Annotated in this window: 11 protein-coding genes; 1 reads left to right on the plus strand and 10 read right to left on the minus strand. The window is 63.1% G+C overall.

The window, feature by feature from the left end; genetic code table 11:
* Positions 1-119 precede the first annotated feature (119 nt).
* The 6 genes from ACFO0A_RS12675 to ACFO0A_RS12700 are packed head-to-tail and all read right to left on the minus strand — an operon-like array spanning position 120 to position 7,508.
* Entirely contained in the window at positions 120-752 is a 633-nt protein-coding gene (locus ACFO0A_RS12675) for an isochorismatase family protein (RefSeq protein ID WP_379539372.1), read from the minus strand.
* The gene (locus ACFO0A_RS12680; protein ID WP_379539373.1) at positions 752-1,945 is read right to left on the minus strand and encodes a CaiB/BaiF CoA transferase family protein; all 1,194 of its coding nucleotides are present in this window, start codon (positions 1,943-1,945) and stop codon (positions 752-754) included. Before ACFO0A_RS12680 ends, ACFO0A_RS12675 begins: the two co-directional genes overlap by 1 nt.
* Positions 1,942-3,828 carry a hydantoinase B/oxoprolinase family protein gene (locus ACFO0A_RS12685; RefSeq protein WP_379539374.1) on the minus strand — a complete coding sequence of 629 codons (1,887 nt, stop codon included), beginning with the start codon at positions 3,826-3,828 and terminating at the stop codon, positions 1,942-1,944. The genes ACFO0A_RS12680 and ACFO0A_RS12685 overlap by 4 nt, the downstream gene beginning before the upstream one ends.
* A gap of 10 nt (positions 3,829-3,838) precedes the next feature.
* Positions 3,839-5,887, minus strand: a complete 2,049-nt coding sequence (locus ACFO0A_RS12690) for a hydantoinase/oxoprolinase family protein (protein ID WP_379539375.1) — start codon at positions 5,885-5,887, stop codon at positions 3,839-3,841.
* Positions 5,888-5,904: 17 nt separating this feature from the next.
* Complete coding sequence (locus tag ACFO0A_RS12695; protein ID WP_379539376.1) at positions 5,905-6,819, minus strand: hydroxymethylglutaryl-CoA lyase; 915 nt, start codon at positions 6,817-6,819, stop codon at positions 5,905-5,907.
* An 8-nt stretch (positions 6,820-6,827) separates the two neighbouring features.
* The gene (locus ACFO0A_RS12700) at positions 6,828-7,508 is read right to left on the minus strand and encodes a GntR family transcriptional regulator (protein ID WP_379539377.1); all 681 of its coding nucleotides are present in this window, start codon (positions 7,506-7,508) and stop codon (positions 6,828-6,830) included.
* A gap of 112 nt (positions 7,509-7,620) precedes the next feature.
* Here ACFO0A_RS12700 and ACFO0A_RS12705 point away from each other — a divergent pair, with 112 nt between their 5' ends.
* A complete protein-coding gene (locus tag ACFO0A_RS12705) occupies positions 7,621-10,152 on the plus strand; it encodes a TonB-dependent receptor (RefSeq protein ID WP_379539378.1) in 2,532 nt (843 codons plus the stop codon).
* Positions 10,153-10,459: 307 nt separating this feature from the next.
* Here ACFO0A_RS12705 and ACFO0A_RS12710 read toward each other — a convergent pair whose 3' ends face one another.
* The 4 genes from ACFO0A_RS12710 to ACFO0A_RS12725 are packed head-to-tail and all read right to left on the minus strand — an operon-like array spanning position 10,460 to position 14,169.
* Positions 10,460-11,341: an SDR family oxidoreductase gene (locus ACFO0A_RS12710; protein WP_379539379.1), complete on the minus strand. Its 882-nt coding sequence runs from the start codon at positions 11,339-11,341 to the stop codon at positions 10,460-10,462.
* A 1-nt stretch (position 11,342) separates the two neighbouring features.
* Positions 11,343-12,122 carry an enoyl-CoA hydratase/isomerase family protein gene (locus tag ACFO0A_RS12715; protein WP_379539380.1) on the minus strand — a complete coding sequence of 260 codons (780 nt, stop codon included), beginning with the start codon at positions 12,120-12,122 and terminating at the stop codon, positions 11,343-11,345.
* The gene (locus ACFO0A_RS12720) at positions 12,119-13,012 is read right to left on the minus strand and encodes an acyl-CoA dehydrogenase family protein (protein ID WP_379539381.1); all 894 of its coding nucleotides are present in this window, start codon (positions 13,010-13,012) and stop codon (positions 12,119-12,121) included. Before ACFO0A_RS12720 ends, ACFO0A_RS12715 begins: the two co-directional genes overlap by 4 nt.
* Before the next feature lie 5 nt (positions 13,013-13,017).
* Entirely contained in the window at positions 13,018-14,169 is a 1,152-nt protein-coding gene (locus tag ACFO0A_RS12725) for an acyl-CoA dehydrogenase family protein (RefSeq protein WP_379539382.1), read from the minus strand.
* Between the last annotated feature and the right edge of the window lie 107 nt (positions 14,170-14,276).

Below are 14,276 nucleotides of genomic sequence, written 5' to 3' on the forward strand. Positions count from 1 at the left end.
CGGGCGCTAAGCGGTTGATCCGTCAACCGGACGTGCATCTTCAACAGACAAGACTGGATGGCACCCAAGTGCGCATCCCTCGACAATCCCGTACTCTTCGCATCCATTCAAAATTGCGTTCACGCATCGGAGTTTAGGATAGAAAGGGCGAACTCCGGTGTGCACACTTCGGCATATTTGGCCTGGAGATCCGACAAGTTGGCCTCGTGAGTCTCGGCCTGTCGGTCAGCACATGCTTCCCGCACTATGAACGGCGCAAAACCATACTGAAGCGCGTCGAGACCGGAGGCGCGTACGCATCCGGATGTGGAGAAACCGGCTATCACAAGTGTGTCCACGCCTCGCTCGGCGAGCCATCGGTCCAGCCCGGTCTTGAAGAATGCAGATGGATACTGCTTGGTGACGACGAGTTCTTCGGGAGATGGCCTCAAGGTCGGGGGGAAATCTCCCAGCGGTGAGCCTCTCTCGAACACCTTGAGAGCAGGCACCTTCTTGTAAAAGATTCCGCCGTCTGTCCCTCCCGGTGCGTAAACGACGTTCGTGAACACCACGGGGCGACCGCCGGATCGAGCCGCGCCAAGCAGTTTCAAAGCGCAGTTCAAAGCTGCCGCAGCAGTATCGCAATAGAGCGGCGAGTCGGCCTGGAGGTACGCCTGCACCATGTCGACGAGCAGCAGGGCGGGCGAGTTGCCCGGCTCGATGTGTCCCGCGAATGCGCCGGCGCGGGTCACTCCCGTGTCGCCAGGCTCCATCAGATCACGCCAGAGGCCGAAAGGCGATCCAGATCCGCCGGATCCATGCCGAGGATGTCCGCATAGACCTCGAAATTGTGTACACCAGGTCGGGCAGGGGCGGCGCGGAAGATCCCGGAGGGCGTACGGGAGAACTTGGGGAAGGCGTTCTGCATCTTGACCTTGCCGTGTGTCTGCGTCTCGACTTCGACGATCGCTTGCCGGGCCGCGAAGTGAGGATCTTCGAGCATGTCCTTCGCCGTATAGACCCGGCCCGCAGGTATCGAATATTCGATCATCAACCGATCGACTTCGTCGATCGTATGGGTCGAGGTCCAGGCGTTGATCAGTTCGTCGAGTTCGGTCTGGTGCCGGCCCCGCGCGAGATGAGTGGCATAGCGCGGGTCCTGGGCCAGTTCGGGACGCCCCATCGCCTGAGCCAGCCGCGCGAAGATCGCATCGTTGTTCGCGCCGATCATGAAGGGGCCGTCCTTGCATGTGTACACGTTCGACGGTGCGATGCCCGGCAGGATGGAGCCGGAGCGTTCGCGTATGACGCCGTTGTAGTCGTATTCCGGGATCAGTCCCTCCATGACCTGCAGCACCGCTTCATAGAGCGCTGTGTCGATCACCTGGCCCTCACCTGTCCTCTCGCGATGGTGAAGCGCAGCCAGAATGCCCATGCATCCGTAAGTCGCGCAAAGGGTATCGCCGATCGAAATCCCCATGCGCGCAGGCGGGCGATCGGGCTCTCCGACGATATACCGCCACCCGCCCATTGCCTCACCGATACCGCCGAAGCCTGCGCGGTCGGAATATGGGCCCGTCTGGCCATAGCCAGACATGCGCGACACGATCAGGGAGGGCTTCTCGCGCAGCAGGTCGGATGGATCGAGCCCCCACTTCTCGAGCGTGCCGGGCTTGAAGTTCTCGACCATCACATCTGCCGCGAGGATCAGGCGTCGCGCGAGCGCCTGGCCTTCCGGAACTCTGAGATTGCAGGTGACCGATCGCTTGTTGCGTCCGATCACCTCCCACTGGACCTTCTCTTCGCCCTGCCCCCACACCCGCATGGGGTCCCCCGCCCCAGGCGGCTCGATCTTGATGACGTCGGCTCCCATGTCGCCCAGAAGCTGTCCACAGAACGGGCCCGCGAGGAGTTGGCCCAGCTCCACCACGCGCAAACCGTTCAATGCACCGGGGGCGCCGCTCATTCTGCGGCTACCTGATGCTGCCACACCGGCTGGATCGGGGCAGGAAGACCGGTTTCCTTTTCGCAATTCCTTCGGAGGTCCTCAATGGAAAGACCGAAATCGAACAGCTTGGGGTCACCACGGGCCGCGCGCATTTGCGTACGCAGATCGTGCGTAGCGGCTACGTCCACTGCGCCATCGCTCGAAGCGACAACGCCATAATCGCGTGCACCCTGGGGTGTCACAAGACCTTGCCGGATTTCGAGCCCGACGAGTTCGGGATCGCGCTCAAGCGGATCTCCCCAGCCACCACCGCCCCATGTGACGTAGTGCAACTGGTCGCCCGCCGAGACCGCGATGTCGTCGGTCTTGTTGCCGACGATTTGCGTCGTGCCGTCAGCCTTTTCGAGAATCTTGCGAGCGCGGCGCCCCGGAAGCCCGCCGTTCACTCCCCATGGCGGGACGAACCAGCGATCGTCATGAATGCCGATCTGGCCATCCGCGAGGAAGCGGTAGGTCATGTGGATGCCGTTTCCGCCACGATGAAGTCCGGCTCCGCCGCTGTCGGGCTCGGTTTCGTAGCGCTCGATCCTCATCGGAAAGTATCGCTCGAGGAACTCGTTCGGGACGTTCGTGAACCCGGGCCAAAGCGAATGGCCGTCGGGTCCGTCACCGAGCGGTCGCCCGGGAATTCCACCGAAACCGATCTGGAATAGCTGGAACCACTCGCCTTCACGACCTTGCCGGTTGTCCCACCCCGAATAGAACAGGTGTGGCGAGGAACTGAATCCCGCGGCGTTGAGGAACTCCGGGGTCTTTTGCCCCAGTAGTCCGCCGAGGATGTCGAATATGCGCCCGAGGGCGTGTGTGCGACCCGACAGGGCTGCCGGGAATTTCGGCTTGAGGAGCGACCCTTCGGGGATGCGCACCTCGATCAAGTCGTAGAACCCGTCGTTGAACAGGATCTGCGGGTCGAAGACCATGATCATGTAGATGCCGAAGAACATCTTGAACATGTTTTCATTGAGATAGAAGTTGATCGAAGCGGCGCTCTGCGGATCGGTACCGTCGAAATCGAGCACGACTTTCTCGCCTTCGCGCCGCATCGTGCATCTGATCTTGTATGGCCCGAAGCCGAGGCCGTCGTCGCAGATGTAATCCTCGAAACTCACAGGTTCCTCGGCAACAGCCATGGCGATCAGCGCCTTCATCGCCCGATGGTTGCGCGCGAGCAGTTCCTGCGTCGCCGATACATAGACATCGTCGCCGAAGCGACCGGCCATTTCGGTCACCCGATTGGCAGCAACCCGGCAGGACGCGATCAAGGCATTGAGGTCGGCCTGGCACCAGTCAGGCTTGCGCGTCTGGTGCAGAACCAGCTTCATCAGGTCTTCGTTGTATTCGCCCTTCTTCCAGATCTTGACCGGCGGGATGCGTACCCCCTCCTCGAAGATCGACTTGGCGTCGATCGGCATGGAGCCGGCAACCTTGCCGCCGATGTCACTCTGATGGCCGAACATTGCCGTCCACGCGATCAGGCGTCCGTCCTTGTAGACCGGCAACAGTACCAGCCAGTCGTTCGAATGGCTGATCGCGCCTTCGCATGAATAAGGATCGGACAGGAAGATCATATCCCCGTCCTCGATCGTCCCGTCGAAGCCTTTGAGGAAGCCATCGATGAAGCTGCCGAACTGGCCGACGATCATCTTGCCGGAAGGGTCGGCGATAAGCGGAAAGGCATCGCCTTGCTCGCGGATGCCCGGGGACATTGCGGTCCGGACGAGTGTTGCGTCCATCTCGATCCGGGCATTGCGCATGGCGTTCTCGATGATGTCGAGCGTGACGGGATCGATGGGGACCCGGTCGAAGGGCTTGGCGTTCTGTTCAATGATCCGGGCGGGCATGGGGTGCTCCTCAGGCCAGGGTGATCAGGATGTTGCCGACCGGATCGACAGTGCCGACGCAGCCATTTTCGATCAGGGTGGTGGAATCCATCTCGGTGACGATCGCAGGACCTGGAATTGTATCGCCCTGCTTCAAGCGCGATCGGTCGTAGATGACGGCTGCCTGCTCTCGTCCATTCATCCACACCGTGTGATCGCGGATCTTTGCGGCCGAAGGATCGCCAGAGCCCTTCTCGAGCTCGGCGGCCGGAAGGTGGGGCGGCTGACCGAGAGCAACCGCCCGAAGGTTTACGATTTCGTGCGGCGTTTGCATGTTGAATGTAAACAGGCGTCGATGCTCGTCATCGAAGCGCTCCAGGATCTTCTCGATGCCCCCTTCACGCAACGTGGCCTGGTCGATGGTCAGGGGTACTTCGAACGCCTGGCCCGCATAGCGCACATCGATCTCGAACTCGCTCGATACCTCGCCTCCCGGAATGCCGTCGGCGACAAGTTCGGCGCGCGTCTGTGTCGCCATCTCGTCGAGGATGGCCACAAGTTCCTCGACATCGGTCTCGTGGGCAAGACGGCTGAAGCTGCGCGCAGTCTCCGTCCGCATGCGTGTGGTCGCATCGCCGAGAGCGCAGAGCACGCCCGGCGAAACTGGGGAGATTGCCGGCCAGCTTCCCATCAGTCGCGCGACCGCGTTGACGTGAAGCGGTCCCGCGCCTCCAAATCCCATCAGGGCGAAATGTCGCGGATCGTAACCTTGCTGAACGGAAATCATCCGCAGGGCGCCGAACATGTTCTCGTTGACGATGTCGATAATACCGCGCGCGGCATCCATGAGAGGAATCCCCAGCGCATCGGCGATCCCCTGGATCGACTTCTTCGCGCCCTCGCGGTCGAGCTTGAAGGACCCGCCGAGCAGATCCTCGGGCAAGTAGCCAAGAACCACGTTGGCATCCGTGACAGTCGGCTGATGGCCGCCCTTGCCGTAGGCGACCGGGCCCGGCACCGCGCCGGCAGACTGCGGACCGACCCGCAGCGCACCGGTGAGTTCGGGAACGTAGGCGATCGACCCGCCGCCGGCACCCACCGTCTTCACGTCGAGCGACGATGCTCGGACGGAAAGATGCCCAACTTCCGTCGTGCGCACCCTGCGCGGCTCGAGGTTCTCGATCAGCGCAACGTCGGTCGAGGTTCCGCCTACGTCGAGCGTGAGGATGTTCTTGAACCCCGCGTTCTTCGCAACCCAAAGCGCACCGGTAACCCCGCCGGCCGGCCCGGACATGAGAATATTGACCGGGTGTTCCTCGGCCTTTTGACTGCTCATCAGGCCGCCATCCGATCGCAACAGCGATAACTTGCCCGTTACCCCGGCATCCTGGAGCTTGGTCCGCAAGTTCGAGACGTACTTGCCGACGACGGGCCGGACGGATGCATTCGCGACCGTCGACAGCGTCCTTTCGTATTCCTGCATCTCGGGCAGGACCTCGTGGCTGAGAGACACGGGCATTTCCTGCAGGATGTCCCTTGCGATCTCGCCGATGCGCCTTTCGTGCCGTCCATCGACATATGCATTGATCAGGCTGACCGTGATCGCCTCGACGCCCGAATCCCGCAGCGCCGCAAGTTTTGCGCGAACTTCGTCTTCGTCGAGCGGACGCACTTCGTTGCCGTCCGCATCCATCCGGCCCTTGACGGTCACGGTATCCTCGAGCGCGGCCAGAGGTTGCGGCTTGGGCCAGACGATCCATGCTGCGAGTCCGCCCGGCACGAAGCTGCGGGCGATCTGCATGATGTCCCGATAGCCTTCGGTCGTTATGAGCCCGACCCGGGCGCCCTTTCCTTCGAGTATGGCGTTCGTCGCCACCGTCGTACCGTGAAGGAAGAATTCGATCGCCGCCGGGTCGACACCAGCTTCCGCGGTGATTGCCGTCACGCCAGCAAGAATTCCTTCGCTGCTGTCGTCTGGGGTGGAAGGCGTCTTGTGCCGCCAGAAGTCGCCGGTTTCGTTATCGAACAGCAGCAGGTCGGTGAACGTGCCTCCGACATCCACACCAAGCCGGTAACGCATCGGGCAGCTTCCTCTTTTCAATACGTCGAAGGAGCGGGAAATCCGCCCGCTTTTCCCACCATTGCGGGCAGGGCCTTGTTCATGAGTCCGGCAAGCCAGCGGTTTGTCGATATCAGCATTTCGAGATCGAGGCCGGTCGATATCCCTGCGCGCTCGAGCATGTACGTCGTATCCTCGGTCGCGATATTGCCGGCCGCGCCGGGCGCGAAGGGGCATCCGCCAAGGCCGCCGATCGATGCATCGATGACGCGCGCTCCCGCGCCAATGGCCGCCCAGACATTCGCAAGCCCCGTTCCGCGCGTATTGTGGAAGTGCATACGGACGGGGATCGGCGCGATGGCCTTGCCGACCTTCTCGACCAGGCTTGCAACGTGAGCAGGATTGGCGACACCGATGGTGTCGGCCAGGGCGATCTCCACGGGTCCGGAGGCAGCGATTGCCACCGCCATGGCAAGCACCCGGTCTTCGCTGACTTCGCCTTCGAAGGGACAGCCGAAGCTGGCGGCGATTGTCGCCTGGCCAGTCAGTCCCGCCTCGCGGGCCCGCTCGATGATTGCCCGCGATGCGTCGACCGAGCCGTCGCTCGTCTGACCCTGGTTAGCCATCGCGAAACGGTCGGTGCTGACCGCCACGGCGCCCAGCTGGTCGATCCGGCCCGTCGCGATAGCCCGTTCCGCTCCACGAGCGTTCATCACGAGTCCGATGTATGTGACGTCGTCGCGGTCGGGCAGGCCCGCGCACACCTCTTCCGCATCTGCCATCTGCGGCACTGCCTTGGGGTTCACGAAGCTCGCCACCTCGATGCGGCGCGACCCGGCCGCTCTCGCTTTCCCGATCAGCTCGAGCTTGCTTGAAGCCGGAAGGATGACGGGCTCGTTCTGTAGCCCGTCGCGAGGACTTACCTCGACAATCTCGATCTTATCTGTATACATTTTTGCCATTACGCTGTCCGCTTTCGTCCGGCCTTGTCGATCGCGGTCAGGCCGTGATGAGCGTCGGCATACGCGTGGTAGGCACGGCGGATATGCCCGGCCATGATCGATTCCGCCCAGCTTCCGTCGCGCCTGGCGAATGCAGCGAGCAATTCCTCATGCTCCCCACACGAGCGGCGCAATTCCTCTTCTCCATAATGGTGCGCGGTGCGCCATATGACCGGCTGCTCGATCACCGCGGCCAGCAGCGAAACGAGCTTCCGCGAACCGGCGGCCTCGAGGATCAGGGCGTGAAATTCACGGTTTCGCTCGAGAAATAGGTCGACGTCCGGTGGCGAGGCGGTGACCGCGCTGCGGAGCGCTGCATTGCAACGGCGAAGCTCCTGCAAGGTCGAGGCACTCATCCGGTCGGCAGCGCGCTTTGCTGCGTGACCTTCGAGCATGGCGCGCAGTTCGAAAAGGTCGGCCACGTCGTCGATCGACCAGTCTGCGACGAAGCTGCGCTGCGTGTCGCTTCGCGTGATCAGCATTTCCGACTCCAGCCGGCGCAGTGCGTCGCGCACCGGTGTCCGCGAGACTCCGCAGCGCTCCGCGAGGGCTTCTTCTCCCAGCGGATCTCCCGGCGCCAGTTCGCCGGACATGATCATTTCGCGGATGGCGGTGTAGGCCCTGTCGGACGCCCGTGACATCTGGCTTCCTTGCTCTTGACTGATCGGTTTTGTATACAATAAGGTGATTTCGTCGCAAGGATCAAGTGCCGCAAAAATTGCACCCCGACATCGATATGAGGGAGTTTCTCGCATGACGAACTTCGCCAAGGCTTTCCTCACCGGCGTAGCGCTCAATGCGCTATTCGCCAGTCCGGCCCTCGCCCAGGATGCCGATCGGCCGGAAGCTGCACAGCCGGACGAGGGCGCGATCATCGTCACGGCCCGTCGCCAGTCCGAAAGACTGCAGGACGTCCCCGCATCGGTGTCCGTGTTGACGGCGGCGGCGCTCGATCGCACCGGCGCAGCGAAGGCGGCAGATTTCGTCCAGCTCACCCCAGGCGTGACGATCGTCACCGGTACGGCCGAGGCAGGCGATACCCAGATCAACATTCGCGGCATCAACGGCGCGCGAGATGCGGAGAGCTCGGTCGCGCTTGTCGTCGACGGCATTCTCAAGACGAACACCGCGCAGCTCAACCAGGACCAGGGAACGCTCGAGCAGGTCGAGTTCCTGAAGGGTCCGCAGGGCGCGATATACGGCCGGAACGCCGCCGCGGGCGCCATCGTCATCCAGACCCTGAAACCGACCGACACCTTCACCGGGGCCATCAAGGGCAGTTACGGCGAGCATAACACCTGGAGCACCTCGGCCCACGTCGCCGGCCCGATCGCGGAGGGAGCGGGATTCGTCCTGTCGGGGATCTACGAGAAATCCGATGGCTTTTATCGCAACATTTACCTCAACAACCGGAGCGTAGTCGACGATCACCGCAGCTGGGCGATCGACGGGCGGGTCATGCTCGGCATGAACAGCGCGACACAGGTCGACCTGAAAGCGCGTTACGCGGATTTCAGCGGCGCATCGCTCCCGTTCAATGCAGCGTTTGCGTTGCCGAACTTCGCTGCCGTGAATCCCGCGTTCTACGAGGATGTGAACAAGCACCCGTTCAATTTCTACAGCAACGTCCGCCCGACGAACGATCAGACCAGCTTCGACGTATCGGCAAAGGTCGAGCATGAATTCGAGGCCATGAAGCTCACCGCTTGGGCGCTGTATTCCGACGTCAAGCAGGACCTTGTCGCCGACGGCACGTCCGCGGATTTCGCGCGATACATCTCGGCAGCTAACCCCGCCGCGCAGCCGGCCGTCAACAAGTGCTTCGCCTCGACTGCAGCGCTTACGGGATTTCCCGTCAACCCGCCCGGCTTCATCGGGACGATCCCGGTTCCATTCATTTTCGCGCCCGCGACGGGATCGACGTTCGGCCCTTACAGCCCGACGACTTGCGACGGCATCCAGTACCAGCTTCGTAACCAGAAGGACATCAGCGGTGAGGTGCGACTGTCGTCGATCGGCGACGGTCCGTTCGCTTGGCAGGTCGGGGCCTATTACCTGAATATCGACCGGACCGTGGGCGTCAGTCTCGGTGCCGACGAGGGGCAAGGGGTCATCAAGCAGCTCTATAATCCTCCGAGCAGCGTGAACCCGACTTCCCTGCTGCTCGCTGACAAGTTCAAGACCGATGTCTATGCCGCGTTCGGGTCCGTCGATTGGAAGCCGACGAGCCAATTCACCGCCGGCCTCGCCCTCCGATACGACAGCGAGCACCGTCGATCCAACCCCTTGGTGCCGACCGCAAATGACCCATTCACCGGCGCCCCGATCAATCCCGGCCAGGCGTTCGGGCCGCTCGTGCCGCAGGCTGCGACGTTCAATCAACTCGAGCCGAAGATCTCGGTCAGCTGGCGTCCGACCGACCATCTCAACCTCTATGCGGACTGGGGCATCGGTTTCAAATCGGGCGGCTTCAACAATCAGGGCTCGGCTGCGCTGATCGATGCCAACTTCAATGATGGCGTGACCCCCGGCACCATCAACGCCGGGGTGAACATCAGCGACCAGTATCGCAAGGAACGGTCGAGCGCCTTCGAAGTAGGCATGAAGGGCAGCCTGTTCGACGAGCGACTGACGTTCGACCTCGCGGGATACTATACCCGCGTCACCGACATGCAGTTCTTCGAGTTCTTCGTCGGCGGCTTCGGCCTGTTGCGCGTCGTCTCGAACATCGACCGCGTCGACCTGAAGGGCGCCGAGCTCAATCTGGGGCTACGCGTGATCGATGGCTGGCGCTTCTTCGCTTCGGGCAACGTGACCGACAGCGAGATCAAGAAGAACAGCACACGGCCTTATACGGTAGGAAACAACTCCCCCTACACGGCCGATTACACCATCAATCTGGGAACGGAGATCGTCGCACCGATCAGCGAGGCGGCCAAGCTGCTCGTGCGAGCGGACTACCGCATCACCGGCCCGACGTGGTTCAGCAACGTACAGTGCCAGGACCGGCCGTCCCTCTTCTCCGGTCTTCTTCCGATCTCGGCGCTCGCATTGCCGAGCTTCGTCGGCGACGCGAACTTCTGCAAATCGCAACGCGCGGCGTTCGGTGTCCTGAACCTTCGCGCGGGCATTCAGACAGACCGGTTTTCCATCGCCGCCTTCGCAAACAACATGCTCGATCGCAAATATCTGGCAGAAGTCATCCCGGCGATCGAATTCGGAGGATCGTTCATCTCTCCGGGTGCCCGCCGGGTCGTCGGGGTCGAGGCAGGCTACAAGTTCTAGAACCTCTTTGGCTTTTGATCGTCCGCCGCCGGCGGACTGTCCCCGCGAGGTAGCCATGATGGCGCTTGCCTACGCCATCGGCAGCGCGGTCGAGTGGCGTGCGGGCTTAGCGGATGAGGTAACATCACTCGGCCAGTGCGGCCGTGCGCGTTCCTTGGAGGTCTGGGTCGATGAGGTGACATTCCTGGTTGAAATGGTTGTGGACGTTGGCGTGTTCGGAAGCGAACTTCTGTAGCATCTTCATTCGCCTGAACCTCAGCATTGCGCGCTTAAGACTGCCAAGACCCGATGGTTGGCACAGGAAGCATCACCTCTCCTTCTTTTCCGGAACCCAGGTCCGCACCGGCTCGAACACCGGCATCCGCAAGCTGCGACGCAGCCAGTTCGCTCCGTCGAGCACGAAGGTGTGGCCCGAGCAGAACGCGGCGTAGTCGGAGCACAGATAGGCGGCGGCCCAGCCGAGCTCGTGGATCTCGCCCACCCGCAGCGCGGGCTGGCGACTGTCGAGGTCGCTCTTTGACTTGTCGAATACCTGCAGGTGCTTGGCGCGGTCCTCGTGCGGAAACAGCCCCGGAGCGAGGCAGTTCACTCGGATGTCGTAGGGCGCCCATTCCACCGCGAGGCTCTGGGTCAGGTTGGTAACCCCGGCCTTGGCCGCCGCCGAGGGGCTGGTTCCCGGCCCACCCGTCCAGGAATAAGTTGCGCCCATGTTGAGGATAACCCCGCCGATGCCGTCGGCGACGCGCCGCCGGGCAAACTCGGTCGAGCAGATCCACGTTCCATCGAGGACAATGCCGGTCACCGCGCGCCAGGCGTTGAGGCTGAAGTCCTCGGATGCGCCGGCGAGGTTTCCGGCCGCGTTGTTGATCAGTTGGGTAACCGGGCCGAAGGCTTCCTCCACCTCGTCGAAGCAGGCGGCAACCGCCTCGGGGCTGCGCACGTCGAGCTGGACGCCGATCGCCCGGCCGCCCGCTTCTTCGACCGCCGCGACGCCGCGCGCGCGCTTCTCCGAATCGCGGCTGGCGATGGCCACCGCGCCGCCCAGCCGACCGAACTCGGCCGCGATGCCCTTGCCGAGGCCCGAGCCGCCGCCGGTGATGATCGCCACGTCGTTGGCGAAGGTGCCTTCGGGCAGCATCCGCATGCCCTTGGCCGGCGCCCGGCGCAAACCCTTGTAGTCCTCGCTCATCCTATTTCCCCTTGTACACGGGCTTGCGCTTCTCGCGCAGCGCCGCGCGGGCTTCCTGGTAGTCCGCGGTCTTGAACAGGTACGACTGCGCCATCAGCTCCTGCGCGATCCCGCTTCGCACCGCCCCGGCGACCGACTGGTCGATCATGGTCTTGGCCATGGCGAGGCACAGGGGCGGCTTCGACGCGATCGTTTTGGCGATTTCCAGCGCGCGGGCGTCGAGCTGGTCCGGCTCGACCACGAAATCGACCGCGCCCCATTCGAGCGCCGTCTGCGCACCGATGCGATCGCCCGTCATCACGAGGTACTTGGCCCGGCTCGTCCCGATCAGATTGGCCATGTACTGGGTGCCGCCAGTATCGGGCAGAATGCCGTAGTTGATTTCGGGCAAAGCCATCTTGAGGTCGGTTGACGAGACGCGGATATCGCAGACTAGCGCCATTTCGCAGCCCCCGCCGATCGTCGCGCCCTTGACCGCGGCGATGAACGGTTTGGCGCTGTCGAGGATCTTGAGCCGGCCCTGCTGGGCTCGCAGCACGAAGTGGTAGTCGCTTTCATCCCTTGCCCGCTGGCCGAGCATCGTGATGTCCCGGCCCGAGCAGAACGACTTGCCCGCGCCCTGAATCAGCACAGCGCGGACCGTGTCGTCGGCCAGGGCTTGGTCGAGGACCTCGGCGTAGCGCTCTGAAGCCTCGTCATCCATCGCGTTGTGAACGTCCGGACGATTGAGAGTGATCATCCCGACGTTGTCGCTGACATGATAAAGGACTTTTTCGCTCATGAAGCCTCTCCAAGCAGGGCGCCCTGTTCGGCCGGCGCGATAAACGACAGCAGGTGGGCGCGCTTCAGGCAGAAATGCGGGAAAGCCTCGTCAGTCATGCCGATGCCGCCGTGAACCTGGATGTTGGTCCGGCTGTTGTCGATCGCCGCCTGGTCGGCCAACCGCCGCGCCGCGGCGATGTGGAAGGCCGCATCTGGCGCGTTCGCATCAAGCGCACAGGCCGCGTAGCAAAGTTGCGAGCGCGCGACGGCCGCGCGCACCGCCGTGTCGGCGATCATGTGCTTGAGCGCCTGGAACCAGCCGATCGGGCGCTCGAACTGTTCGCGCATAATGGCATAGCCGGCTGCCATGTCGCGTGCCGCCTCGGCGCAACCCACTGTGAAGGCCGCGGCGAGGAGCTGGAGGTGGAGTGCAGCGTGCGGATTGCCCAGCGGCTCGGCGGCAGGCGCGGTTTCGAGCAGGGTGAGGGATACAGAAAGATCGAGGCCGGGTGCGCCCGACAGGCCTTCGGGCAGGCGATAGACGCTGGCCTGCGTGCTCGTAACGCCTATCGCGAGAGTCGCGCTCTCGCCATCGAACACACGTAGCCGATTACCGTCGTCCAGCGCGAGTGCGACCTTGTCCGCGCTGCCCAGCCAACGCGCTGCGACAGCGCTCGACAGTAGCGCGACCGGAGCGAGGAAGCGGCCGAGTTCGGCGAAGACCATCGCTTCGGTCGCGTGGGAAAGGTCCAGGCCGGGAGCGGTCATCGCGGTCCAGCCCATCGCCTCCAAATCGCGCCACAGGTCGACCGGGCGGTCGCGCACGTGCTCGAGCGGCATGTTGGCGCGGCACCAGTCGGCGGTCGCGGTGACGAGGGCTTCCTGATCGGAATCGAGCGACAGGTCCATGGATGTCACCTCGACTTGGGCAGGCCGAGCAGACGCTCGGCGATGATGTCGCGCTGAATCTGGGACGTGCCGCCCGCGATCGTCCCGGCGAAGCCGCGCAGGTAGTCGGCGACGAGATTGTCGTCGCCATAGCGGAAGTCGAGGACTTCGGGTCCGGCAAGCAGCATGGCCATGCGTTCGAGCCGCTGGCCGAGCTCGGACCCGAACAGCCGGATGACGGAAGCTTCCGGACCCGGCTGAGCGGAGCGGATCAACTGGCTGACATTGCGGTAGGTCATTGACCGGATCGCGGCGACTTCGGCCCGCAACTGGGCGAGCTCGTTCGCGATCCGGTCGTCCTCGATCGCCCCGGTGGCCCGCGCCTTCTCGAGCAGTTCCTCGATTTCCTGGCTCTGCTTGACCTGTTCGGCGATGAACCCGGTGCCGCGTTCGAAGCTCAAGGTGCTCATCGCCACCTTCCAGCCGTTGCCGAGTCCGCCGACGACGTTTTCCAGCGGAATGCGCACATCATCATAGAACACCTGGCAGAACTCGATCGTCCCGTTGATCTTGCGTATCGGGCGGATCTCGATGCCGGGGGCGTGCATGTCGCAAATCACCCACGACAGCCCCTTGTGGCGAACCGAGCCTTCCTCGGTCCGCACGACCAGTTCCTGCCAGTCTGCGACGTGGGCGAAGCTGGTCCAGATCTTGGATCCGTTGATGATCAGTTCGCCGTCCTCAATGCGAGCGCGGGTCTTGATCCCGGCAAGGTCTGATCCGGCGCCTGGCTCCGAGAAGCCCTGGCACCAGATCGCCTCGCCGCGGAGGATGCGCGGCAGGTGGTAGGCCTTCTGCGCCTCGCTGGCGTTGAGTATCAGGGTCGGGCCGCCGTGATTGATCCCGACGAAGTTAGCCCCGATCCAGGGTGCATTCGCCTTTGCGTACTCCTCGAGCCAGATCACCTGCTGGATGATCGAGAATCCCCGGCCGCCATATTCCACCGGCCAGTCGATCCCGGCATAGCCCCCGTCGAACAGGCGGCGCTGCCACGCCTTGTCGAAATCGAGCGCCTCGTCGGCGTTGAGCGGACGTTTTTCGATGGGCACGTTGGCGGCGAGCCAACTGCGGCATTCCTGGCGAAAATGCTGCTCATCCGAGGAAAAGCGGATGTCCATGCCCTCCCGGCCTCCTCTGCTTCAGCTTCGCTATATATAAAACCTAGTTATATAACTAGGTTGGTATTGAGCAGGGCAAGTCGGCTGTCAATTGCTTAGCCCCCGCC

Source organism: Novosphingobium tardum, from assembly GCF_042652045.1.
GTDB lineage: Bacteria > Pseudomonadota > Alphaproteobacteria > Sphingomonadales > Sphingomonadaceae > Novosphingobium > Novosphingobium tardum.